This window comes from Stenotrophomonas sp. G106K1, assembly GCF_037969685.1.
Taxonomy (GTDB): Bacteria; Pseudomonadota; Gammaproteobacteria; order Xanthomonadales; family Xanthomonadaceae; genus Stenotrophomonas; species Stenotrophomonas lactitubi.
On sequence record NZ_JBBPFR010000012.1, the window covers coordinates 19399 to 42691 of the forward strand.

19 protein-coding genes, 1 pseudogene and 1 riboswitch are annotated in these 23293 nt (G+C 65.8%); of the genes and pseudogenes, 13 read left to right on the forward strand and 7 right to left on the reverse strand.

Going from position 1 to position 23293, the window contains the following annotated elements:
• Positions 1-13 precede the first annotated feature (13 nt).
• The 7 genes and pseudogenes from WKB25_RS12070 to WKB25_RS12100 all read left to right on the forward strand — a co-directional run bounded on the left by WKB25_RS12070 (position 14) and on the right by WKB25_RS12100 (position 8050).
• Positions 14-685, forward strand: a complete 672-nt coding sequence (locus WKB25_RS12070; protein ID WP_340570914.1) for a CocE/NonD family hydrolase — start codon at positions 14-16, stop codon at positions 683-685.
• Positions 682-1782: a cell division protein ZapE gene (zapE, locus tag WKB25_RS12075; protein WP_340570916.1), complete on the forward strand. Its 1101-nt coding sequence runs from the start codon at positions 682-684 to the stop codon at positions 1780-1782. The genes WKB25_RS12070 and zapE overlap by 4 nt, the downstream gene beginning before the upstream one ends.
• Positions 1783-2363: 581 nt before the next feature.
• Positions 2364-4775 (forward strand): ribonucleoside-diphosphate reductase subunit alpha, encoded by a 2412-nt coding sequence (locus WKB25_RS12080; RefSeq protein ID WP_100461879.1) that lies wholly within the window; start codon positions 2364-2366, stop codon positions 4773-4775.
• A gap of 128 nt (positions 4776-4903) precedes the next feature.
• Positions 4904-5923, forward strand: a complete 1020-nt coding sequence (locus WKB25_RS12085; RefSeq protein WP_025875781.1) for a ribonucleotide-diphosphate reductase subunit beta — start codon at positions 4904-4906, stop codon at positions 5921-5923.
• Between the two features lie 357 nt (positions 5924-6280).
• Positions 6281-6880 carry a hypothetical protein gene (locus WKB25_RS12090; protein ID WP_340570921.1) on the forward strand — a complete coding sequence of 200 codons (600 nt, stop codon included), beginning with the start codon at positions 6281-6283 and terminating at the stop codon, positions 6878-6880.
• 29 nt (positions 6881-6909) lie between these two features.
• Positions 6910-7248: a hypothetical protein gene (locus WKB25_RS12095; RefSeq protein ID WP_340570922.1), complete on the forward strand. Its 339-nt coding sequence runs from the start codon at positions 6910-6912 to the stop codon at positions 7246-7248.
• Between the two features lie 434 nt (positions 7249-7682).
• Positions 7683-8050, forward strand: a pseudogene (locus WKB25_RS12100) (XVIPCD domain-containing protein).
• 28 nt (positions 8051-8078) lie between these two features.
• Here the strand turns inward: WKB25_RS12100 and WKB25_RS12105 are convergent.
• A complete protein-coding gene (locus tag WKB25_RS12105) occupies positions 8079-8714 on the reverse strand; it encodes a LysE family translocator (protein ID WP_340570923.1) in 636 nt (211 codons plus the stop codon).
• Between the two features lie 92 nt (positions 8715-8806).
• Between WKB25_RS12105 and WKB25_RS12110 the strand changes: the two genes are divergently transcribed.
• The 3 genes from WKB25_RS12110 to WKB25_RS12120 all read left to right on the forward strand — a co-directional run bounded on the left by WKB25_RS12110 (position 8807) and on the right by WKB25_RS12120 (position 11331).
• On the forward strand, positions 8807-9217 hold the full coding sequence (locus WKB25_RS12110; protein WP_340570925.1) for an acyl-CoA thioesterase: 411 nt from the start codon (positions 8807-8809) through the stop codon (positions 9215-9217).
• A gap of 44 nt (positions 9218-9261) precedes the next feature.
• Positions 9262-10068, forward strand: a complete 807-nt coding sequence (locus tag WKB25_RS12115; protein WP_340570927.1) for an NAD-dependent protein deacetylase — start codon at positions 9262-9264, stop codon at positions 10066-10068.
• A 159-nt stretch (positions 10069-10227) separates the two neighbouring features.
• Positions 10228-11331 carry an NADH:flavin oxidoreductase/NADH oxidase gene (locus WKB25_RS12120; protein ID WP_340570929.1) on the forward strand — a complete coding sequence of 368 codons (1104 nt, stop codon included), beginning with the start codon at positions 10228-10230 and terminating at the stop codon, positions 11329-11331.
• Positions 11332-11334: 3 nt separating this feature from the next.
• Here the strand turns inward: WKB25_RS12120 and WKB25_RS12125 are convergent, their stop codons facing one another.
• Positions 11335-12243, reverse strand: coding sequence for a LysR family transcriptional regulator (locus WKB25_RS12125; protein ID WP_340570930.1), 909 nt, complete (start codon positions 12241-12243; stop codon positions 11335-11337).
• Positions 12244-12356: 113 nt separating this feature from the next.
• Between WKB25_RS12125 and purU the strand changes: the two genes are divergently transcribed.
• Entirely contained in the window at positions 12357-13208 is an 852-nt protein-coding gene (purU, locus tag WKB25_RS12130) for a formyltetrahydrofolate deformylase (protein WP_340570931.1), read from the forward strand.
• 70 nt (positions 13209-13278) lie between these two features.
• Here purU and pncA read toward each other — a convergent pair whose 3' ends face one another.
• The 4 genes from pncA to WKB25_RS12150 all read right to left on the reverse strand — a co-directional run bounded on the left by pncA (position 13279) and on the right by WKB25_RS12150 (position 17651).
• On the reverse strand, positions 13279-13905 hold the full coding sequence (gene pncA / locus WKB25_RS12135; protein WP_340570933.1) for a bifunctional nicotinamidase/pyrazinamidase: 627 nt from the start codon (positions 13903-13905) through the stop codon (positions 13279-13281).
• 57 nt (positions 13906-13962) lie between these two features.
• The gene (locus tag WKB25_RS12140) at positions 13963-14634 is read right to left on the reverse strand and encodes an epoxyqueuosine reductase QueH (protein WP_265953218.1); all 672 of its coding nucleotides are present in this window, start codon (positions 14632-14634) and stop codon (positions 13963-13965) included.
• 140 nt (positions 14635-14774) lie between these two features.
• Positions 14775-14989, reverse strand: a riboswitch (cobalamin riboswitch).
• A 115-nt stretch (positions 14990-15104) separates the two neighbouring features.
• Positions 15105-16514: a nicotinate phosphoribosyltransferase gene (locus WKB25_RS12145; RefSeq protein ID WP_340570935.1), complete on the reverse strand. Its 1410-nt coding sequence runs from the start codon at positions 16512-16514 to the stop codon at positions 15105-15107.
• Between the two features lie 81 nt (positions 16515-16595).
• A complete protein-coding gene (locus tag WKB25_RS12150; protein ID WP_180164849.1) occupies positions 16596-17651 on the reverse strand; it encodes a bifunctional nicotinamide-nucleotide adenylyltransferase/Nudix hydroxylase in 1056 nt (351 codons plus the stop codon).
• 332 nt (positions 17652-17983) lie between these two features.
• On the opposite strand from WKB25_RS12150, the gene WKB25_RS12155 reads away from it, so the two are divergent.
• Entirely contained in the window at positions 17984-19861 is a 1878-nt protein-coding gene (locus tag WKB25_RS12155; protein WP_340570937.1) for a patatin-like phospholipase family protein, read from the forward strand.
• Positions 19862-20302: 441 nt separating this feature from the next.
• Here the strand turns inward: WKB25_RS12155 and WKB25_RS12160 are convergent, their stop codons facing one another.
• Positions 20303-21670 carry a short-chain fatty acyl-CoA regulator family protein gene (locus WKB25_RS12160; protein WP_340570939.1) on the reverse strand — a complete coding sequence of 456 codons (1368 nt, stop codon included), beginning with the start codon at positions 21668-21670 and terminating at the stop codon, positions 20303-20305.
• A 114-nt stretch (positions 21671-21784) separates the two neighbouring features.
• Here WKB25_RS12160 and WKB25_RS12165 point away from each other — a divergent pair, with 114 nt between their 5' ends.
• The gene (locus WKB25_RS12165; RefSeq protein ID WP_025875748.1) at positions 21785-23290 is read left to right on the forward strand and encodes a CoA-acylating methylmalonate-semialdehyde dehydrogenase; all 1506 of its coding nucleotides are present in this window, start codon (positions 21785-21787) and stop codon (positions 23288-23290) included.
• The last annotated feature ends 3 nt before the right edge of the window (positions 23291-23293 follow it).

The window sequence follows — 23293 nt, forward strand, 5'->3', positions numbered from 1 at the left end:
CTATCATGGTGCCATGCACAAGCCCTCGTTCCCCGTCGCCCCCGGCGAAACCGCCTGCATCTCACTGGAAGGCCCGGTTGGCCCGCTGGAAGTGCTCGTCGACCTGCCCAAGGCCGATGTGCCGGTGCAGCCGATCGTGGCCGTCATCTGCCATCCGCTGTCCACCGAAGGCGGCACCCTGCACAACAAGGTGGTCACCATGACCGCCACCACCCTGCGTGAACTGGGCATCGCCACGGTGCGCTTCAACTTCCGCAGCGTCGGTGGTTCTGCCGGTGAATTCGACCATGGCGTGGGCGAGCAGGAGGACCTGAAGGCCGTCACCGCCTGGGTCCGCCAGCAGCGCCCGGACGACCGCCTGTGGCTGGCCGGCTTCAGCTTCGGCGCGTTCGTTTCGCTGAAGGCCGCTGCCGAGCTGCAGCCCGAAGCGCTGATCTCGATCGCGCCGCCGGCGGGCCGTTGGGACTTCGGTGGCATCGCGCCGCCGGCGCGCTGGCTGGTGATCCAGGGCGAGCAGGATGAAATCGTCGACCCACAGGCGGTCTACCAGTGGCTGGACACCCTCGATGCGCCGCATGAGCTGGTACGCATGCCGGACACCAGCCACTTCTTCCACCGCAAGCTGATCGACCTGCGCGGCGCGCTCACCCACGGCGTCAAGCATTGGCTGGGCACGGCGGCATGAGCGAGGTGGAACTGACCCCGACGCAGCGCTACGCGGCCGGGGTGGAACGCGGCGATTGGCAGAATGACCCGGCCCAGCATGCGGCCCTGGCCGAGCTGGACCGGATCCACCTGGCCCTGGTGGACAGCGCCGAGGATGGCTGGCTGGACCGCCTGTCCTCGTTCTGGAAGAAGCCCGAGCCGGTCAAGGGCCTGTACTTCTGGGGCGGCGTCGGCCGCGGCAAGACCTTCCTGGTGGACCTGTTCTACGACGGCCTGCCGATCAAGCAGAAGTACCGCACCCACTTCCATCGTTTCATGCGCAGCGTCCACGAGCGCCTGCGCGAGCACCAGGGCCAGAGCGACCCGCTGGCGAAGATCGCCCAGGAATGGCGCAGCAACCTGCGCGTGCTGGTGCTGGACGAGTTCTTCGTCACTGACATCGGTGATGCCATGCTGTTGGCGCGCCTGCTGGAGCGGATGTTCGCCGAGGGCGTGACCCTGGTCACCACCTCCAACACGGCGGTGGAGAACCTGTACCTCAACGGCCTGCAGCGCGAGAGCTTCCTGCCGGCCATCGGCCTGCTGCAGCGCTACTGCGTGGAGCTGTACGCCGAGGGCACCGAGGACTACCGCATGCGCGCGCTGACCCGTTCGCCGGTGTACCGCGCGCCGCTGGCCGCCGACAGCGACACCTGGCTGGCCACGCGCTGGGGCGAACTGAGCGGTGGCCATCCGGCCAAGACGGGCAACATCGAGATCGAGAGCCGCAAGATCCCGGTGCGCGCGCGTGGCAAGAGCATTGCCTGGTTCGACTTCGCCGCCCTGTGTGAAGGCCCGCGTGGGACGTCGGATTACATCGAGATCGCGCACGAGTTCAACACCGTGCTGCTGGGCGGCATTCCGGCCTTCGACCGGCTGAACGAAGATGCCGCGCGCCGCTTCGTCAACCTGATCGACGAGCTGTACGACCGCCACGTCAACCTGGTCTGCACCGCCAGCACCTCGCCGGTCGAGCTGTACACCGGTACCCGCCTGCAGGGTGCGTTCGAGCGCACGGCCTCGCGCCTGATCGAAATGCAGAGCGCCGAGTACCTGGGCACTCCGCACCGGGCGTGACAACAGGGGGAGTGCCGGCCACTGGCCGGCATCTGCACGATGCAACCGGGCCCATGGGCTGCCGGCCAGCGGCCGGCACTACCCGGTGCCGCCCGTCCACCGGCTGCCCACCACCTATCCACAGAGTTGTCCCTCGCCTGCATGGCCCTGTCATGTGAAGCTGTCATTGTTCCGCTGGTGGGGTGCTGATTACCGCCACCACGACGCTTTTCGGGCTTGACTGCGCAGCCCGATCCAGCAGGTCCAAAGCGTCCAAACCGGGCGCCTATGGCACGATCCTTGCGGCGCAAGGGATTGCCGAATTTCACTACATTTGGCGTTGACGGACCCAACTACCCCCACTATCTTGTGGCTGTCGGTTGTGGGGACCCCAAGCCGCCGGGTCCATGGAATGGATCGCCGGACCCTCCGGTGATACGCCCTCCATGCCCGCAGCGGCACCGGTCAGCACTGCCAGCAGCAGCCACGGGCGCAGGGTCTCAATTCCTGCGACACCGGTCTGCCACCCTGGGGTGTCACGTCCCGGGCCGCGTCATCCGATGCACCGAGCCACCATCCATCACGCCAAGAGGACACACGCCGTGACCACCGAGACCAGCGCCACCATCGAGAAGGAAAGCGAGTTCCTGTTGACGTCGCCGCCGACGTCCAACGCGATGAGTGTGACCAAGCGCAATGGCACGACCGAGCTGGTGGATCTGAACAAGATCGTCCGCGCGGTGCAGCGTTCCTCTGAAGGCCTGCACGCCGTCGATCCGATGCGCGTGGCCACCCGCACCATTTCCGGCCTGTACAACGGCGCCACCACCCAGGAGCTGGACGAACTGTCCATCCGCACCGCGGCGCTGCTGATCGGCGAAGAGCCCGAGTACGGCCGCCTGGCCGCGCGCCTGCTGGCCAACTTCATCGCCAAGGAAGTGTCCAACCAGGAAATCCACGCGTTCTCGCAGTCGGTGGGTCGTGGCCACGAAGTGGGCCTGATCAACGACCGCCTGCTGAACTTCGTGCAGACCAACGCACGCAAGCTCAACGATGCCATCGACATCTCGCTGGACCTGAACTTCGATTACTTCGGCCTGCGTACCCTGTACGACCGCTACCTGCTGCGCCACCCGCACACCCGCAAGGTGATCGAGACCCCGCAGCAGTTCTTCCTGCGCATCGCCAGCGCGCTGAGCGAGGACGTGCCGGAAACCCTGGCGCTGTACAAGCGCATGGGCAACCTGGACTACCTGCCGTCCAGCCCGACCCTGTTCAACTCCGGCACCACCCACGAGCAGCTGTCCTCGTGCTTCCTGCTGGACTCGCCGCAGGATTCGCTGGAATCTATCTACTCCAAGTACGGCGACATCGCCCAGCTGTCCAAGTTCTCCGGCGGCATCGGCGTCAGCTACACCCGCGTGCGGTCGCGTGGCTCGCTGATCAAGTCGACCAACGGCCATTCCAACGGCATCGTGCCGTGGCTGAAGACCATGGATTCGTCGGTGGCTGCGGTGAACCAGGGTGGCAAGCGCAAGGGCGCGGCCTGTGTGTACCTGGAAACCTGGCACGCCGACATCGAGGACTTCCTCGAGCTGCGTGACAACACCGGCGACGAATCGCGCCGTGCGCACAACCTGAACCTGGCCAACTGGATCCCGGACCTGTTCATGAAGCGCGTCGAGTCGGACCAGGAATGGTCGCTGTTCGATCCGCGCGTGGTGCCCGAGTTCACCGACCTGTTCGGTGAAGCCTTCGAGGCTGCCTACCTGCAGGCCGAAGCACAGGGCAAGGCCAACCGCACCATCTCCGCACGCAAGCTGTACTCGCGGATGATGCGCACCCTGGCCGAGACCGGCAACGGCTGGATGACCTTCAAGGACAAGTGCAACCGCGCCAGCAACCAGACCCTGCGCGCCGGCAACGTGATCCACCTGTCCAACCTGTGCACCGAGATCCTGGAAGTCACCTCGGCCGAAGAGACCGCAGTGTGCAACCTGGGTTCGATCAACCTGGGCAACCACTTCGACGGCAACGGCGAGTTCGATTTCGACAAGCTGGCCGACACCGTGCGCCTGGCCGTGCGCCAGCTGGACCGCGTGATCGACCTGAACTTCTACCCGATCGAATCGGCACGCCGCGGCAACCTGCGCTGGCGTCCGGTCGGCCTGGGCTGCATGGGCCTGCAGGACGTGTTCTTCCGCAAGCGCCTGCCGTTCGATGGCGCCGAAGCCCGCGCGCTGTCGAAGAAGATTGCCGAGACCATCTACTTCCACGCGCTGGAAACCTCGGTGGAACTGGCCCAGGAACGCGGCAAGCACCCGTCCTTCGCCGACACCCGTGCGGCCAGCGGCGAGCTGCAGTTCGATGCCTGGAACGTGGTACCGGAAGATGCCGCACGCTGGGACGCCCTGCGTGAGCGCATCAAGGAACACGGCCTGCGCAACTCGCTGATGATCGCGATTGCCCCGACCGCCACCATCGCCTCCATCGCCGGCTGCTACGAGTGCGTGGAACCGCAGGTGTCCAACCTGTTCAAGCGCGAGACCCTGTCCGGTGACTTCCTGCAGGTGAACCGCTACCTGGTGAACGAGCTGAAGAAGCTGGGCCACTGGACCCCGGAAATGCGCGATGCGATCAAGTTGGCTGACGGCTCGATCCAGGCCATCACCCAGATTCCGGAAACGCTGCGCCACGTCTATCGCACCGCGTGGGAGCTGCCGATGCGTTCGCTGATCGACATGGCCGCCGATCGTGGTGCCTTCATCGACCAGTCCGCCTCGCTCAACCTGTTCATGGAAAGCCCGAGCATCGGCGCGATGTCGTCCATGTACATGTACGCCTGGAAGCAGGGCATCAAGACCACCTACTACCTGCGTTCGCGTCCAGCCACCAAGATCGCCAAGACCACCGTCAGCCACGTGGCCACCGCCGGCCCGGAGAAGGTGTTCAGCCCGGAAGAGGCCATCGCCTGCTCGCTGGAGAACCCGGAAGCCTGCGAGGCCTGCCAGTAAGACGCGCCGTGCCGGCGATCGCCGGCACCTCATACCTGTAGAGCCGAGCCATGCTCGTCTGCAGAGAGACACCCACGGTAGCGCCGGGCCATGCCTGGCCGCTCACCCAGGAATTCAAGGAAACACCCATGGCCGACAAGCCCAAGCAGATGCTGCTCGATCCCGGTTTTGAACTGACCCTGCGCCCGATGCGCTACCCGCAGTTCTATGACATGTACCGGAACGCGATCAAGAACACCTGGACGGTGGAAGAGATCAACTTCCAGATCGACATCAGCGACCTGCACAGCAAGATGTCGCCGGGCGAGCGTCACCTGATCCATCGTCTGGTCGCGTTCTTCGCCACCGGCGATTCGATCGTGTCCAACAACCTGGTGCTGAACCTGTACCAGCACTTGAACGCGCCCGAAGCGCGCATGTACCTGTCGCGCCAGCTGTATGAAGAAGCGCTGCACGTGCAGTTCTACCTGACCCTGCTGGACAACTACCTGCCGGATCCGGACGAGCGCGTCAAAGCCTTCGCTGCGGTGGAGAACATCGACTCGATCAAGAAGAAGGCCGATTTCTGCTTCAAGTGGATCGACTCGATCCAGGACCTGAAGCGCATCGAGACCCGCGAAGAGCGCCGCCAGTTCCTGCTCAACCAGATCTGCTTCGCTGCGTGCATCGAGGGCCTGTTCTTCTTCGCCGCGTTCGCCTACGTGTACTACTTCCGTTCGCGCGGCCTGCTCAACGGCCTGGCCTCGGGCACCAACTGGGTGTTCCGCGACGAAAGCGCGCACATGGAATTCGCCTTCGAGTGCGTGGACGTGATCCGCGAGGAAGAGCCGGATCTGTTCGACGACAAGATGAAGCAGGATGTCTACGACATGCTGGCCGAAGCCATCGAGTGTGAAGTGCAGTTCGCCGAGGACGTGCTGTCCGGTGGCGTGGCAGGCATTTCCACCCGTGACATGCGCCAGTACCTGCAGCACTGCGCCGACAACCATTTCCATCGCCTGGGCATGGAGCGCAAGTACAACGTGCGCAACCCGCTGAGCTTCATGGAACTGCAGGACGTGCAGGAACTGACCAACTTCTTCGAACGCCGCGCCTCGGCCTACCAGGTGGGCGTGAAGGGCGAAGTCGCCTTCGACATGAATTTCTGATCGAACCGGTCAGGTCTGTCGCAACGAGAAACCCCGGCCAACGCCGGGGTTTTTCGTTTTTACGGTAGCGCCGGGCCATGCCCGGCGAGCGCGCAGCGCGGAAGGTTTTCAGGGTGCCGTGCGCACCGCCAACCCGGCCAGCACCGTGCCCGGATGTCGGTCATCCATCTCCGAGCCGTTGCCACCGGGCGCGTGGATGATGGATTCACATACCGCTTTCGCCAGCGGTGAAGACCGTGGATCGATTTACCGAGCCGACTTTCCACATCGGCGCCTGAGTGCCCACGGCCAGTGACCTGCTTGACTCCGACGTCGTGCTAGATTCGCGAAAGTGGGACTCCCGCGAGAGGTACTTTCATGGATGCATCGGTCGAGAAATGCGCTTCTTCATCAAAAGGTGGACTTCGGCGCCGCCCCTGGGTAGCAGGGTATCGCTGCCTCACAATCACTATTGCAGCGTTGGTACTGTCAGCGTGTTCGAGCGGTGCACGCCCAACCCCCTCGCATCATTTGAATCAAAGACAGTCCGTCAAATCAGGGAGTGAAATTGGTACGGAGCGATTCAAGAACGATATCGAGCGTTTGGCTAGCGTGCGTTTTGATGATGTCGACGCATTGAATGAACAACTTCACACGCACCTGGGTGCGCCGACGCGACAGGGCCTGAGGGACGAGCGGACCGCAGAACGCGGAAGGTTGGGCGACCTTGAGGTCCGGAACATCACGCTGAGAAGTGATGTCGACAATCCTGCGCTTGCAAAGCTGACCTTCGATGTCGCGCCACCAAGCATTGCGCTCGAGGAGATCATCTGGGAGGACTCCACCATAGAGCCACCTCACCCCGATGCGCCTGGCTCCCGCGCTTACTGGTCCGCTCAGGTGAACGGAGTCAAGGTCGTGCTCCAGCTCGCCCCTGACCAAAAAACGCTTACCCATGTACTGATCAGTCAGCGCTGACCGCCCTGTCATGGCGCAGGAGCCACACCATGGAACGTACTGAAGACTTTGCACTGCCACAGCAGCGGGAGGCCAGTCGGCCAGGAGCTGCACGCCGTCCGGCTTCGCCATTGGTTGACCCATCGCTGGCGCCGCTTCTGGCGAAATCCCCAACACTTCGAGCGGGTCTCGCACAGGCTGATCGCGACAACCTGGGTGTCGAATGGGGGCGAGTCGGTGACGGCACCTATCTTATTCCCGGTGTGAAGATCGTTATTGAAGAGAACGCAATCGGGCAAGGCTCCAGAATCGCACGTTCTCTTTCTCACGAAGTTGGCACCATCTCTTCACCGAACCCGAAAATCGAACTTCTAAGCAAGCCTATGTGAACAGCAAGTTGCGAGGAGAAGCCGCTGCGACCCTCAGCAATGTCCAGGTCCAGCGCGAAATTGTCGCGGCCGGGGGGCCGGACATTGGCGTATCGGGCACGGGTAATCGGCCGCAGCAGTATGGAGCCATTGCGGCGGAACTCCAGGCCGGACAGATCAACCGTAACCAAGCACTGGGGCAGATCGCTGAGGTGTTCAAGACAGAGGCTCCGTCTGTTGGTCCTCATGCGAACTACGAGCTTTACTACGGCGCACACTATGACCAGCACATAGCGCCCTCGCAGCGGCAGCGACGGCGCAGGCCGGAGCCAGATCTTGACGCCGAACGCACTGCGGTTGCGGAGAGAGTTGGTACTTCCATCGACGACTCGCCGTCGCTACATCGAGTGCCTTCTTCAACAGCTGAACTTGGCGATGCAGACCGTGCTCTCTATATGCAGATCAGGGCTGGTGTGGAACGCTTGGACACCGAGCATGGGAAGCCGTGGGACGAGTCGAGTCAGCGCATGTCCGCAAGCCTGCTGGTACTGGCGAAGGAGCAGGGGCTTTCGCGGTTGACCATGCTGTGTTGAATAACCCGACAGAAAGCCTGGCTCGTGGTGAGAGGGTCTTCATAGTGGAGGGAGCAATGGATGATCCAGCCCATCGCCGAGGACACATGAATACGATGGATGCGCTTCGTGCGCCTGAAGCGGAGTCGCTTCATCGTGCTGATGCATTGAGTCAATCGCAAGCAGCGATCCTTGAACTACAGCCGGCACAGCATGTTCATACGCAGGACGGCCCATCGATCTTGAGATAGGAGTATCGCTGCAGCATCGGAAGGGTCATCACCGCCGCCCATCCACCGCCATGCGCACGGCCAGTCCGGCCAGCACCGTGCCCATGAACCACCGCTGCACCGCCTGCCAGGTGGGGCGGGCGGCGAGGAAGCCGGCGATGCTGCCGGCCATTATCGCGATCACCGCGTTCACGCTCACGCTGACCAGCAGCTGGGTGGAACCCAGCACCAGCGACTGCATCAGCACGCCGCCTTCGCTGTCAGGGTGCAGGAACTGCGGCAGCAGGGACAGGTACATCACCGCGACCTTGGGGTTCAGCACGTTGGTCAGAAAGCCCATCGCGAACAGCTTGCGCGGGCCGTCCACCGGCAGGTCACGCACCGCGAACGGCGAGCGGCCGCCCGGCTTCAACGCCTGCCAGGCCAGGTACAGCAGGTACAGCGCGCCGCCGATGCGCAGCGCGTCGTAGGCGAACGGCACGGCCATCAGCAGCGCGGTGATGCCCAGCGCCGCGCACAGCATGTAGAAGACGAAGCCCATCGCCACCCCGCCCAGCGAGATCAGCCCGGCCACGCGGCCCTGGCAGATCGAGCGCGAGATCACGTAGATCATGTTCGGCCCGGGTGTCAGCACCATGGCCAGCGAGACAAGGGCGAAGGCCAGCAGGTCGGACGTGGCGGGCATGGTGGGCTCACGCAGTGGGGGTGTCGAAGTGTAGCGCTGCCTGCACGCCACCTGCCTTAAAATCCGTCTTACCCCACACCCGAACCGCCCCCATGACCCCCATTCCCGAGACCGTGCCGCCGACCGAAGTGCGCATGGCCGAAATCGTCTTCCCCAACCACACCAATCACATGGGCACCCTGTTCGGTGGTCAGGCGCTGGCATGGATGGACAAGGCCGCCTTCCTGGCCGCCGCCCGCTACTCGCGCCGCACCGTGGTGACCGCGCGCAGCGACCAGGTCGATTTCAAGCTGCCGATCCGCATCGGCCAGATGGTGGAGACCATCGGCCGCATCGTCGAAGTCGGCCGCAGCTCGATGAAGGTCGAGGTGGAGCTGATCGCCGAGGACCTGCACAGCGGCGAGCGCAAGCTGTGCACTCGCGGTCACTTCGTGATGATCGCGCTGGGCGACGATGGCCACCCGGTGACCGTGCCGCAGCTGCCCGGCGCGTCGACCGCCTGAGCCACCTGCTTGCGGGGGCGCCCGCGCGCCCCCATCTGGCTGCCATGACCCCGCCGCTCACCGACTTCATCGACCGCGCCCAACGCCTGTTCGTGCTGACCGGCGCCGGCTGCAGCACCGCTTCGGGCATCCCCGATTACCGCGATGCCGATGGCCAGTGGAAGCGCACGCCACCGGTGACCTACCAGGCCTTCATGGACGAGGCCGCCACCCGCCAGCGGTACTGGGCGCGCAGCCTGCTGGGCTGGCCGCGCTTCGGCCGGGCCCGGCCCAACGGCACCCACCGGGCGCTGGCCGCACTGGAGGACAGCGGCAAGCTGCAGGTGCTGCTGACCCAGAACGTGGATGGCCTGCACCAGCGTGCCGGCAGCCGCAACGTGATCGACCTGCACGGTCGCCTGGACCTGGTGCGTTGCATGGGCTGCGAACGTCGCAGCGCGCGTGAGGGCTTCCAGCAGCAGCTGCTGGACGCCAACCCCGGCTGGGAGTTGTTGGAGGCCGGTATCGCGCCCGACGGCGACGCCGATCTGGAAACCGACTTCTCGGCGTTCGCGGTGCCGGACTGCCCGCACTGCGGCGGCCTGCTGAAGCCGGACGTGGTGTTCTTCGGCGAGAACGTGCCACGTGAGCGCGTGGATGCGGTGCATGAGCACCTGCAGCAGGCTGATGCGGTGCTGGTGGTCGGCTCTTCGCTGATGGTCTATTCCGGCTTCCGCTTCGTGCAGGCTGCGGCCAAGGCTGGCCTGCCGGTGGCCGCGCTGAACCGTGGCCGCACCCGCGCAGATGACCTGCTGCAGTTCAAGGATGAACGGGACTGCGCAGAGGCATTGGCTGGCTGGGCCATGCCGTGAGCCGAGCATGGGCTCGGCTCTACAAGGGCTGCCGGCGTCTGTAGAGCCGAGCCCACGCTCGGCTGCGCCAGGTCGCGCGAAACAGCGATCCATCCAGACGGTTGATCCGCAGGCCGTGCAGCGGTGCAATACGCACCCCCTCCGCATGTCCTTACCGTCTTGAGCCAGCTGTTTTCGCCGATCTCCTTCGGCCCCCTGACCCTGTCCAACCGCATCGTCGTCGCGCCGATGTGCCAGTACTCCGCCGAAGACGGCCGCGCCAGCGACTGGCATGCCATGCATCTGGGCAACCTGGCGCAGTCCGGTGCGGGTCTGTTGATCCTGGAGGCCACCGCGGTCGAAGCGCGAGGCCGCATCAGCTGGGCCGATCTGGGCTTGTGGGATGACGGTACCGAAGCGGCCCTGGCGCAGGTGCTGGCCAGCGTGCGCCGCTGGTCGCCGATGCCATTGGGCGTGCAGTTGGCCCATGCCGGCCGCAAGGCCTCTACGGCGCGCCCGTGGGATGGCGGTGGCCAGCTGCCGGCCGATGATGCGCGCGGCTGGACGACCGTGGCCCCGTCGCCGCTGCCGTTCCATGCGGCCGACCCGGCGCCGCAGGAACTGGACGAGGCCGGCATCGCCGGGATCGTTGCCGCCTTCGCCGCCAGCGCGGTGCGCGCCGAGCGCCTGGGCTTCGAGCTGATCGAGATCCATGCCGCGCACGGTTATCTGCTGCACCAGTTCCTGTCGCCGCTGAGCAACCGCCGCACCGATGGCTACGGCGGCTCGCTGCCGAACCGCCTGCGGATGCTGGTGGAAGTGTTCGATGCGGTGCGTGCCGCGGTGTCGGACAAGGTCGCCGTGGGCGTGCGCATCTCGGCCAGCGACTGGGTCGAGGGTGGCTGGGACATCGTGCAGAGCGAGGCGCTGGCACAGGTGCTGGACGCACGCGGCTGCAATTTCCTGCATGTGTCCAGCGGCGGCCTGCACGAGCGCCAGAAGATCAGCGTCGGCCCGGGCTATCAGGTGCCGTTCGCAGCGGCGATCAAGGCCAAGAAGGTGCGGATGCCGGTGATCGCGGTAGGCATGATCACCGAGCCGGAGCAGGCCGAATCGATCCTGCGCCACAACCAGGCCGATGCCATCGCGCTGGCCCGCGGCATCCTGTACGACCCGCGTTGGCCGTGGCACGCCGCTGCGGCACTGGGCGACAGCGTTGTGCCGGCACCGCAGTACCTGCGCTGCGAACCGCGCGACGCACGCGGCGTGTTCAGTCCGCGCTGAGCACTACACCTGCCAGGCCGGCGGCAGACCGGCCTGCAGGTGCTCGAACAGCGCGCGGATCTTGGCGGTGAAATCGCGGCGATCGCTCACGCAGAAGTAGACGTCCATCGGTTCCGGCTTCCAGTCGGTAGCGGGCCCGAACACCGGTTGCAGGCGCCCGTCGTGCAGGTACGGTTCGGCCACGAACGCCGCCAGCCGGGTGACACCGGCACCGGCGGCGGCCAGTTCGGCCAGCGCATCGATGTCATCGCAGACCATGCTCGGCGGCAGTGCTGCGTCCACGCGTTGACCCTCTTTCAGCAGGCCCCAGCGCAGTGGCCGGCCGTCGGTGGGGAAGCGGTGCAGCAGGCCGCGATGGGTTGCCAGCTGCGCCGGTTCCAGCGGCGTGCCGTGCGCCTGCAGGTACGCCGGCGATGCGCAGAACACGAACGGAATGCGTGCCAGAGGGCGCGCCACCAGCCCGTCCTCCAGCTGCGCGCCGATGCGGATGCTGGCATCCACCGCCTCGGCACCGTGTTGCACGGCTCGATCGGTCAGGCGCAGCTCCAGCTGCAGCTGCGGGTAGCGCTGCTGCAGTGAGGGCAGCAGCGGTGCCAGCACGTGCCGACCGAACGCGCTGCTGCTGGCGATGCGCAGGGGCCCGGCCGGTTCGACATCGCCGGTAACCATGGCTTGCGCGCGTGCCAGATCGGCTTCGAGATGGCGCACCTGTGCCAGGTACACCGTGCCGGCCTCGCTCAGCGCCAGCTGGCGCGTACTCCGGTTCAGCAGGCGCACGCCCAGGTGAGCTTCCAGGCGGTTGATGTTCTGGCCCACGGCGGTGGCGCTGATGCCAAGGGTGCGTGCCGCAGCGGCAATGCTGCCGGTCTCTGCGGTGCGGGTGAAGCTGCGGATGAGCTGCAACAGGTTCATGACCGACCAGCTTGCCATGCGGAAGGCCAAGTATCGCTTGGGTCTGTACCAAGCAGTCGGTTGCATCGGTGACCATAGTCCACCGCGCAACCATGCTGCCCTACACTCGGGCAATGCGCCCCGATTCCATCCTCACCCTCTCCTGTCCCGATCGCACCGGCATCGTCTACCGCGTGTCGGGCCTGTTGTTCGACCACGGCTGCAACATCCTCGACGCCCAGCAGTTCGGCGACGAGGAGAGCGGTCGCTTCTTCCTGCGCGTGCACTTCGACCGCGATGCGGGTCTGCCGCTGGACACCGTGCACAACGCGATGGCCGCACTGGCAGCGGACTTCGGCATGGACTGGCAGCTGCATGACGGGCGCCGCCGGCCACGCCTGATGGTACTGGTCAGCAAGCAGGGCCATTGCCTGAACGACCTGCTGTTCCGTGCACACAGCGGCCAGCTGAAGGTGGATATCGCTGCGGTGGCATCCAACCATGCAGACTTCGCAGCGCTGGCGGCGTCCTACCAGGTGCCGTTCCACCACCTGCCGGTGAACGCCGACACGCGCGCGGCGCAGGAACAGCAGATCATCGACCTCGTCGAGCGCGAGCGCATCGACCTGGTGGTGCTGGCGCGCTACATGCAGATTCTTTCGCCCACGCTGTGCCGTGCGCTGGCGGGCAGGGCAATCAACATCCACCACAGCTTCCTGCCCAGCTTCAAGGGCGCCCAGCCGTACCACCAGGCGCACGCGCGCGGGGTCAAGATCATCGGCGCCACCGCGCACTATGTCACCGAAGACCTGGACGAAGGCCCGATCATCGAGCAGGACGTGGCCCGCGTGGATCACGCGATGACTCCCCGCGAGCTGGTGCGGCTGGGCAGCGATACCGAATCGCAGGTACTGGCGCGCGCGGTACGCCGGCACGTGGAGCACCGTATCCTGCTCAACGGGCACCGCACGGTGGTCTTCAGGTAGTGCCGGCCGTTGGCCGGCAACTGCGGGGATCCAAGGGTTGCCGGCCAGCGGCCGGCACTACCGCCACGCGTCAGGCGACCGCAATCCTCGCCTTCGCCAGGGCCTCGCGCACCATGCCGTCGTTGGCATCGGTCACCGGTCGGGTCAGCTCCCACAGGAACTTCACCCGGAAGCCGGACTTCATCGCGTCCTGCGCGCTCCACAGCACGCAGTAATCGCGTGCCAACCCGCACACGTGCACCTCGCGGATCCCACGTTCGTGCAGCCAGCCGGCCAGTCCGGTCGCCGGGCGCGTGCCGTCGGGGCCGTGGTTTTCGCGGAAGGCGCTGTACGAATCCACCTGCTGGCGGGTGCCCTTGCGCAGGATCAGGTCGGCCACGGTCCAGTCCACACCCGGGTGCAGTGCGGCGCCCGCGCTGCCCTGCACGCAGTGGTCCGGCCACAGGGTCTGCGGCTGTGCGTGCAGCAGGATCGCTTCAAAAGGCAGATGCCCCGGATGCTGGCTGGCAAACGAGGCATGGTCGGCCGGATGCCAGTCCTGGGTCGCCACCACGGTGCGGTAGCGGCGCTCGGCCAGCAGTGCCGTGATCGGCGCCACCAGTGCATCGCCCTGTTCGCAGGCGAGGGCGCCACCGGGCATGAAGTCCGGCTGCAGGTCGATCACCAGCAGGGCGACATCAGCGGGCAGGGCGGTCATGGCAGGTCCGGCACAACGGAAGAAGGGCGACCAGCGTGGCCGCCCCTCGCGCGCACGTCAATCGCTGCTGGCGGCGTCATTGTCCTGCCCGTAATACAGCAGGCCGATCTTGATGCGCTCGCGGCCGTTCTCGCGGCGGTGGCGGTTGGCATCGCGCAGCGAGTACACGCAGCCACAGTATTCCTGCTGGTAGAACTGCTCGCGTTTGCTGATCTCGACCATGCGGCTGGCACCACCACCCTTGCGCCAGTTGTAGTCCCAGTACTGCAGGCCTTCGTAACGCGAGGCGGCGCGCACGCCACAGTCGTTGATTTGCGCCATGTTCTTCCAGCGCGAGATGCCCAGCGAAGAGCTGATGGTGTCGTAGCCGTGCTCGTGCGCGTACAGCGCGGTGCGCTCGAAACGCATGTCGAAGCACATCGTGCAGCGGATGCCGCGCTCGGGTTCGTTCTCCATGCCACGCGCACGGCTGAACCAGTTGTCGGTGTCGTAGTCGCAGTCGATGAAGGGAATGTTGTGCTGCTCGGCGAAGCGGATGTTCTCCTGCTTGCGCAGCTCGTATTCCTTCACCGGATGGATGTTGGGGTTGTAGAAGAAGATCGCGTAGTCGATCCCGGAGGCGGTGATCGCCTCCATCACTTCGCCCGAGCACGGCGCGCAGCACGAGTGCAGCAGCAGGCGCTGGCCGTTGTCGGGAAGGGTCAAGGTTGGGCGTTGGAGCTCGGTCATCGTAGGGTGCGTGTGGGCGTGGGCAGCAGGTCTGGCCGGAAACCGTGAACAGGACGCGCGCGACCACACCGCCTGCACGTGCAGGACGACGATGGCCCCGGCAACCTCCCCGCGGAGATTCCAGGTCGAATCAGGGGACGGTCGTGTCCCCCGGCCGGGGCCGGTATTCGGGCTGATGGACACGGGCCGCGGCCCACCTACTACCTGCCGCTTCCCAGGCGCGAGCCCAGTGCTGTTGGCAGGATTCGTTTCCATTCACCGCTGCGGGGCAGCTCCGGAATGGGCGCGCGAGGCGCCTTCACCGGATTCCCGTTCAAATCCCTGCCACCATCCAGCCACGGCAGGGATACCTTCGGCGCGCCCACGGTGGACGTGTTGACGGCGCCGGTCAAGGCCCTGGGGGGCGGACCCCGTTGCCCCGCAACGGGCTCTGACCCCCAGGTAGATCTACGCCATGCGTGGACGGGTCCTCAACGCCCCGCAGCCGCCCGCGCGCGGATGTCATCCAGCCGCTGGTCATGCACCAGGCGGCCGTTCTCCCACACGGTCACCATCGCGTCCTCGAAGCCGACCGGCAGGGTGTCATCGCCATCGGCCGGCAGCGGCACCGTATGCAGGCTGCCGTCGCCCAAACGGCGCAGCAGGCGCATACGGCCGCGCTTGCTGGCCTTGCCGGCATCGGTGACCGGATCCTTGTAGACGTCGATCCAGGCACCGTCCACCCGCGCTGCCGAGCACTTCAGTGCGAACTTCTGCGTATCGCGGTCCAGCCGCTGCAGCAGGGCGCCGCCCATGCCGAAGGCCACGTTGTCGGCCGAGTAGCCATCATCGGTGGTGCGCTGCAGGATCGCGCGGATCGTGTCCGGGTTGATGCCATCGCCCTGGATGACACGGACGTGGTTGAGCACCTTGTAACCCTTGCCGTTGATCGTGTGACCGAACGCGGCATCCAGCCGCAGCAGGCTCTCGGCGACCACCTCGACCGGGTCGCCCGAATCGGGGCGGATGACCAGGGTGGCACCGGAAGCGATCACTTCATCGCGCAGGGTGGTACCCCAGTGTTCGCTGATGGCGCGGTAGATGTCATAGCTGTCCGACACCACGGCCACGATCGCACCGGGCGTGCCGAACTGGCGCAGCATGTTGCGGTACGCATCCACTTCGCGCTCGCGGCCCCAGCTGGTGATGGTGCTGTGCTCGGCGGCCGGAATCGAATAGCCCGCTATCGGCGCGTGGTAGTGCGCGCGTGCAAGGCACAGCGCCGATACCGTATCGGTGCCAAGGAAGTTGACCAGGTGCGCGGCACCGCCAAGTGCGGCAGATTCCAGGCTGGAGACGCCGCGTGCGCCGAAGTCGTGCAGCTTGAACGGCAGCTGCCCCTGCGGGTCATCGCTGGTCTGCTGCAGGAAAGCGGAGATGGTCTGCCGCGCATGCCAGCTGATGGTCGCCACGGTGACCGGGTACCACACGCGCAGCAGCAGGGTTTCCAGGTAGGACGGCACCCAGAAGGCGGCGGGGTCGGTCGACTCGATGGTCATCAGTGCTTGCTGCGTGGGCACCACGCTGCCCTCGGGTACGGCGCGGATGCGTACCGGCAGATGGCCGCCGAGACGGTCGACGATATCGCGCCAGCCGGCTTCGTTGAACGGTTCGCCATGCGCGGCGAACAGCGCTGCGGCGTCGTCGATGTCGGCGTGGGTGACGGGCCGTGCCAGGGCATCCTTGAGGATCGCCTGCAGGCCGAAGAACACCGTGCGATCGTGCAGGCCGCCGCGCGATTCCACGTAGAAGAACGTGGCGTCGGTACCCGGCGGGTACTGCAGCCAGTGGCTGGCCTTGTAGCTGTCGGTGTTGAGGAGAAGGTTATCGAGGTAATGCATGACGGAAGCTCCTTCGCGTCGAGTGGCACCGGCGGTCTGTCCGCCGGTGGGGAAAAACGGGTTCTGCAGAGTCCAGTGCGATCAGCCCCGGCCCAGGAAGTACTCCAGGATGTGCAGGTGGTCTTCAAACAGCTGCGGGCCCATGTCCAGCGCCTCGCTGACCGGAATCCAGCGGGCCTTGTCGGCGTCGTCGCCACCGCGCACCGCCGGCAGTTCGCCAGCGGGGAATTCGAAGTGGAAGGCATGGGTAATGGTGCGGCCGCGCTGGCTGCGCTCGGGGTGGTCGAACACCTGCTGGCCCTTCAGCGAGCCTTTCAGCACCGGCAGTGGAATCTTCAGCCGGGTTTCCTCGCGCAGTTCGCGCAGGCAGCTGTCGAGCAGGCTCTGCTCCTGGCCGACGAAGCCGCCCGGCAGCGCCCACAGGCCCTTGCCCGGTGCCGAACGACGGCGGACCAGCAGTACGTGGCCCGAGTGCACCACCACTGCATCGGTGGTGACGAAGGTGGGCGCGTACGGCGCATCCTTCCAGGCGGCCTTGTACTGTTCGATGAAACGGTACTCGGCCACCAGCTGCGCATACGCCGGCGAGCTTCTGCGGAACGCCTCGAGCATGTCGTACACCGGTGCCGGTACATTGCCGCGCAGCATCAGCAGTGCACCGTGGAAGTCCACGTCGCCGGCTTCGAACAGGTAACGGCGCAGCTCGGTGGCCGACAACGTGGCGGTGTGCTGCACGTCGACCAGCGGCCATTGCGGGAACTCCCGCAGGTAGTAGCTGGAAGCATCCTTGTCCATGCCGATCAGGCCGACCTTCGCATCGGATGCGGCGCCATCGTTGCGCAGGGCTTCGGCCACATGGCGCTGCACGCTGGCGATCCACTGTGCTTCGTTGTACAGGTGGTCGCGCAGCGGCTGGATCAGCAGGCGATCGGCGTTGCCATCGAGGGCGGCCTGGATCATCACGGCGCGTTCGGCCACGGTCCAGGGATTGCGCAGGCTGCGGGGGGTATCGGCAGAGCCGACCAGGAAGATCAGCTTGCGGGCCCTGCTCAGGGCAAGGCGGGCAACGGCGGCATGGCCGTTGTGGAAGGGCTCGAAACGCCCGATGAAGACGAGATAGTCGAATTCCATGAGAATCCCTCATGTCGTTGTGGCAGCGAAGGGTCTGTCCCTTGGCTTGCTGCAGATGCTACGCCTTCGGTGCCGCCGGTCAAGTATCCGCCAGTGGTGCCAGACAGCTGCCAGCACGGTATGGCGGCTGCCTGCCGGCCACGTGCCTGCACAACTGCGGCGGTGGTCTCAGGCAGTGAGAGGGCTCCACGTCATACTGCATTCCTGGCGTTGGATGGGAACCTTTCACACGTTCCCGTGCCCCGCGTCCAAGCGCTATGGCAATGACAGGCAGGTCTCACCGGTCCAGGGATGGCAATACGCGCTGCGGCGCGCCGTTGGCAAGCGGAGGAAGGGTAGTGGCAGACAAGTACTGCGATCTGGTCATGAAAGGCGGCATCACCAGCGGCATTGTGTATCCCAACGCGGTGCTCGCACTGGCCCGCGAATACCGTTTCAAGAGCATCGGCGGCACCTCGGCCGGTGCGATCGCCGCTGCCGTGGCCGCCGCTGCGGCATACGGCGACCGCCGCCAGCAACGGGGCGAACATCTGCCGGGCGATGCGGGATATGGCGGCCTGTCGGCGGTGTCGGCACAGCTGTCGCGGCGTGGATTCATCTACAGCCTGTTCCAACCCGCCGCTGGCGCGCGCGCAGCGTACCGGCTGCTGGTGGTGCTGACCGGCAACGCCGGTTGGCCGCGCAAGCTGCTGTGCCTGGCCATCGCGGTGTTCCAGATCGCGCCGCTGGAAGTGCTGGTGTCGCTTGCACTGCTGCTCGGCCTGGGCTGGTGGGGCGGTGGCTGGAGCGGCGTGGCGGCGACCCTGCTGCCGTCGCTGTTGTGTGCTTATGGTGCAGGTGTAGCCGGGGCGGCGCTGCGCGTGGCACGGGTGGCGCGACGCAACCTGCTGGGGCTGTGCAGTGGAATGAGCCGGGACGCAGGCACGCCGGCGCTGACCGAGTGGCTGCATGAAAGCCTGCAGCAGTTGTCAGGCAAACCGATGGATGCACCGTTGACCTTCGCCGATCTGCACGACGCGCCGCGTTATGCGGGCGAGCCTGACAGCCCGCATGCGATCACGCTGCAGATGATCACCACCTGCGTGTCGCACAACGAACCGCGCACGCTGCCGTTGGGCGGTGCGCAGTTCTGGTTCCTGCGCGAGGAGTTCGAGCAGCTGTTCCCGGCCAGCGTTGTGCAGTGGATGGTCGACCATGCTGGTCCACCGCGCGAGGTTGAGGGCCGCAACTACTACCACCTGCCGCAGGGCGCGTCGCTGCCGGTACTGGTGGCCACGCGCATGAGCCTCAGCTTCCCGCTGCTGATCAGCGCGGTGCCGCTGCATGAACCCTCGCGTCGCGAGCGTCGCTGCGAGCCGGCATCGACGGCTACAGGCGAGGCCGGGCACAACGTGGCCGACAGCATGGAAGGCCTGACCAGTGCAGGCCAGGCCTGCGGTCCGGTGATCACCGCGTTCCGGGTGTGCTGGTTCTCCGATGGCGGCATCAGCAGCAACTTCCCGATCCACCTGTTCGATGCGGCGCTACCGCGCTGGCCGACCTTCGCCATCAATCTGGTCTACCCGCAACGCCCCGAGCCGGTGGTGCGCGAGAGCGACAGCCGCCAGGCGCTGGAACGCTCGGTGTTCCTGCCCACCGAGAACCGCCATGGATGGCAGCGGCACTACCAGTCCATTGCCACGCCGTTGGCGGCCGGCGAACTGGGCCGCTTCCTGTTTGCGGTGGTAGCCACCATGCAGAACTGGCGCGACCTGCTGCAGGCGCGTGCGCCCGGGTATCGCGACCGCATCGTGCATGTGAGCCTGCAGGGCGACGAGGGCGGCATGAACCTGGACATGCCGCAGGAGGTGCTGACCCGCATCGCCGACAAGGGCAGCCTCGCCGGCGCACGCTTCTGTTCGTTTTCGTTCGAGAACCATTACTGGATCCGTTGGCGCAACCTGGCCTCGGCCTACCAGCGCTACACGCTGGAGATTTCGCGCACCGACGATCCGGCGCAGCAGGTGCTGGCCTATCGCGCGGCCTATGCGATGGTGGCCACCGGCGCGCCGCCGCCGCCGTCCTACAAACTGGGTTCGGAAGACAAGCGGATGGCGTCGCAGCAGCTGTGGGGGCTGATGGTGGAGCAGGGGCGCAGTTGGGATGACCTCGGTCCCGACCTCACCGACGGCTCGCCACGGCCGTTGCCGCAGATGAAGGTGACGCCGATCTATTGAGTGGAGGCATCCACGCGTGGCGTGGATCTACTCGGGCTATCGCATCGCCGCGCAATGTCACCGCGTTCCCACTGCTGCTCGGCGCGGATGATCGCATCATTGGAAAGCCACATGGTTTAGTAGATCCACGCCATGCGTGGATGAATCTCCATCGAAATCGAATAGTCGACAATTCATCGAAGAGCATCCACGCATGGCGTGGATCTACCGTGTCGACCAAGGTCGACACCCACCAACAGCGGCAGATAGCGAAAATCTGTCGAAGGCGGGGTGGGTCCGGTTGCGGGGGTGTAAGCGCCATGGATGGCGCGCCCAAGCCTCCAGGGACGGATTCACGGCGTCCCCCGCAACCGGACCCACCCCGCCACGGATAGGCAGCTTTTGACGTTGACGTTGACGTTGCCTCTGCAGGTGCAGGGCGCAGCCCTGCCGAACCAACCCCTACCTTCCCGGCAACTGGGTAAACGCGCGCTGCATGCAGTCCTCGCGCGGGCACACCCGGCAGCCCGGCCCGATCGACACCGAATTGCCCGGGCTCTGCACGTCCAGCCCCAGCGAATACACCAGCCTGTCCGCATGCTGCAGGTCACAGCCCAGTGCCACCGCGAAGGTCTTGCGTGGCTGACCGTGGCCCACCGGGCCGCTGCTGACCTGCCGCGCCAGCCAGAAATGACGGCGGCCATCGGGCATGCGCGCGGTCTGTGTGAGGATGCGTCCGGGCTGGTTGAATGCCTCGTAGACGATCCACAACGGGCACGAACCACCTACCTGCGAGAAGTGGAAATCGGTGGCCGAGTGACGCTTGGACACATTGCCGGCGCGGTCTACGCGGATGAAGAAGAACGGCAGGCCCGGGGCGCTGCGGCGTGCCAGCGTACTCAAGCGATGGCAGACCGCCTCGAATCCCACGCCGAACTGGTGCGCCAGCAGCTCGATGTCATAGCTGCTGGCCTCGGCCGCGCGCAGAAAGCGCATGTACGGCATCACCAGCGCGCCGGCGAAGTAGTTGGACAGGCCGACGCGTGCCTGCGCGATGCGGGCCTCGTCGGTGAAGCCGGTGCGCGCGATCACCGCGTCGATCTGCGGCAGGTAGCCGCGCAGTGCGAGCTCGACCGCCATCTGGAACGCCTGCTGGCCCGGCTCCAGGTAATCGGGCAGCCACAACGTGCGGCTGCCGGCATCGTACTGGCGCTTCTCTCGGCCTGCCTGCAGCGCGGCCACTTCCACCAGCACACCGTGGCGATCGGCCAGCAACTGGCGCAGCCGTGGTGCCACGTGTCCCGGCGCCAGCCCCCATTCGGCGAACAGCTGCTCGGCCAGTTCATCCAGTTCGGGGATGTGGTTGTGCATCCGGTTGAAGAACTCGCGCACCTGGTCCCCGGCCGGCAGCGTGCTGCCCGCGCCTGGCTCGCCCAACTGGAATTCCAGCGCGGCGGCATGCTCGCGCAATGCCAGGTGGCGGCGGTGCAGGTCCAGCAGCGCGCGGCTGACCTGCGGCAGGTTGCCGGCCAACGCCCGCAGTTCGGTGGCGCTGACGTCGGCCAGGCCCAGGTCGCGCAAGGTCTCGCCCAGCGACTCCTGTAGCGCGGCGGGCTCATTGTCGTCGAACAGGGCGGAAACATCGCCCAACACCTCGCCCAGCCTTTTCTGCACCGCAGGCGTCAGCGGACGTTTGTTGCGCTCGATCTGGTTCAGGTAGCTGGCCGAGAGCCCCAGAGCGCGGGCAAGGTCGGCCTGGCTGTAACCGCGCTGCTCGCGTAGGCGCAGCAGACGCAGACCAAGTTGGCGCTGGGGGGCTGAATAATTCACAAAATTAACAGGAATCGTGGCGGGCATTGGCCAGATTAAGCGGATTCAGGCCGGAAATCGAGTTGGCTGCTGTGAATAATGCCAAGCATCTTTCGCACCCCGTGGATTGTCGTCATGACTGTTGCAGCGCCCCGTATCCGCATGCTGATCGATGGCCAGTTCGTTGAATCGGCCACCTCCCACTGGCAGGACGTGATCAATCCGGCCACCCAGGACGTGCTGGCCCAGGTGCCGTTCGCCACCACAGGTGAAGTCGACGCGGCCGTTGCCGCCGCCAAGGAAGCCTTCAAGACCTGGCGCAAGACCCCGATCGGTACCCGCGCGCGCATCTTCCTGAAGTACCAGCAGCTGATACGCGAAAACATGAGCGAGCTGGCGCACATCCTCACCGCCGAACAGGGCAAGACCCTGCCGGACGCCGAAGGCGATGTGTTCCGCGGCCTGGAAGTGGTCGAGCATGCGGCCGCCATCGGCAACCTGCAGTTGGGCGAACTGGCCAACAACGTGGCCAACGGTGTCGACACCTACTCGATCATGCAGCCGCTGGGCGTGTGCGCAGGCATCACCCCGTTCAACTTCCCGGCGATGATCCCGCTGTGGATGTTCCCGATGGCCATTGCCACCGGCAACACCTTCATCCTCAAGCCGTCCGAGCAGGACCCGATGGTCACCATGCGCCTGGTCGAGCTTGCCCTGGAAGCCGGTATTCCGAAGGGCGTGCTGAACGTCGTCCACGGTGGCGAGGAAGTGGTCAACGCCATCTGCGACCACCCGGACATCAAGGCCGTTTCGTTCGTCGGTTCCACCCGCGTCGGCACCCACGTGTACAACCGCGCCTCGCTGGCCGGCAAGCGCGTGCAGTGCATGATGGGCGCCAAGAACCACGCCGTGGTACTGCCGGACGCCAACAAGGAGCAGACCCTCAACGCGATGGTCGGCGCTGCCTTCGGTGCGGCCGGCCAGCGCTGCATGGCCGCCTCCACCCTGGTGCTGGTGGGTGAAGCGCGCGGTTGGGTGCAGGACCTGGTTGAGAAGGCCAAGACCCTGAAGGTCAGCGGTGGCACGGTTGCCGGCACCGACGTCGGCCCGGTCATTTCCTGCAGCGCGCGTGATCGCGTCGAAGGCCTGATCGCTTCGGGCGTGGAGCAGGGCGCCAAGCTGGTGCTGGATGGCCGCAAGCCGCAGGTTGATGGGTTCGAGAAGGGCAACTTCGTCGGCCCGACCATCTTTGCCGGTGTCACCACCGACATGCGCATCTACCAGGAAGAAATCTTCGGGCCGGTGCTGGTCATCCTCGAAGCGGAAACGCTGGATGAGGCCATCGCCATGGTCAACAGCAACCCGAACGGCAACGGCACCGCGCTGTTCACCCAGTCCGGCGCCGCTGCACGCCGCTTCCAGGAAGACATCGACGTCGGCCAGGTCGGCATCAACGTGCCGATCCCGGTGCCGGTGCCGCTGTTCTCGTTCACCGGTTCGCGCGCTTCCAAGCTCGGCGACCTGGGTCCGTACGGCAAGCAGGTGGTGCTGTTCTACACGCAGACCAAGACCGTCACCGCGCGCTGGTTCGACGACGAGACGCTGAGCCACGGCGTCAACACCACGATCAGCCTGAAGTAACCG

What these genes read in the sequence shown, in the direction of transcription:
- WKB25_RS12070 (WP_340570914.1), top strand. Translation starts at nt 14, where the DNA reads ATGCACAAGCCCTCGTTCCCCGTCGCCCCCGGCGAAACCGCCTGCATC.
- zapE (WP_340570916.1), top strand. Translation starts at nt 682, where the DNA reads ATGAGCGAGGTGGAACTGACCCCGACGCAGCGCTACGCGGCCGGGGTG.
- WKB25_RS12085 (WP_025875781.1), top strand. Translation starts at nt 4,904, where the DNA reads ATGGCCGACAAGCCCAAGCAGATGCTGCTCGATCCCGGTTTTGAACTG.
- WKB25_RS12090 (WP_340570921.1), top strand. Translation starts at nt 6,281, where the DNA reads ATGGATGCATCGGTCGAGAAATGCGCTTCTTCATCAAAAGGTGGACTT.
- WKB25_RS12095 (WP_340570922.1), top strand. Translation starts at nt 6,910, where the DNA reads ATGGAACGTACTGAAGACTTTGCACTGCCACAGCAGCGGGAGGCCAGT.
- WKB25_RS12105 (WP_340570923.1), bottom strand. Translation starts at nt 8,714, where the DNA reads ATGCCCGCCACGTCCGACCTGCTGGCCTTCGCCCTTGTCTCGCTGGCC.
- WKB25_RS12110 (WP_340570925.1), top strand. Translation starts at nt 8,807, where the DNA reads ATGACCCCCATTCCCGAGACCGTGCCGCCGACCGAAGTGCGCATGGCC.
- WKB25_RS12115 (WP_340570927.1), top strand. Translation starts at nt 9,262, where the DNA reads ATGACCCCGCCGCTCACCGACTTCATCGACCGCGCCCAACGCCTGTTC.
- WKB25_RS12125 (WP_340570930.1), bottom strand. Translation starts at nt 12,243, where the DNA reads ATGAACCTGTTGCAGCTCATCCGCAGCTTCACCCGCACCGCAGAGACC.
- purU (WP_340570931.1), top strand. Translation starts at nt 12,357, where the DNA reads ATGCGCCCCGATTCCATCCTCACCCTCTCCTGTCCCGATCGCACCGGC.
- pncA (WP_340570933.1), bottom strand. Translation starts at nt 13,905, where the DNA reads ATGACCGCCCTGCCCGCTGATGTCGCCCTGCTGGTGATCGACCTGCAG.
- WKB25_RS12140 (WP_265953218.1), bottom strand. Translation starts at nt 14,634, where the DNA reads ATGACCGAGCTCCAACGCCCAACCTTGACCCTTCCCGACAACGGCCAG.
- WKB25_RS12145 (WP_340570935.1), bottom strand. Translation starts at nt 16,514, where the DNA reads ATGCATTACCTCGATAACCTTCTCCTCAACACCGACAGCTACAAGGCC.
- WKB25_RS12165 (WP_025875748.1), top strand. Translation starts at nt 21,785, where the DNA reads ATGACTGTTGCAGCGCCCCGTATCCGCATGCTGATCGATGGCCAGTTC.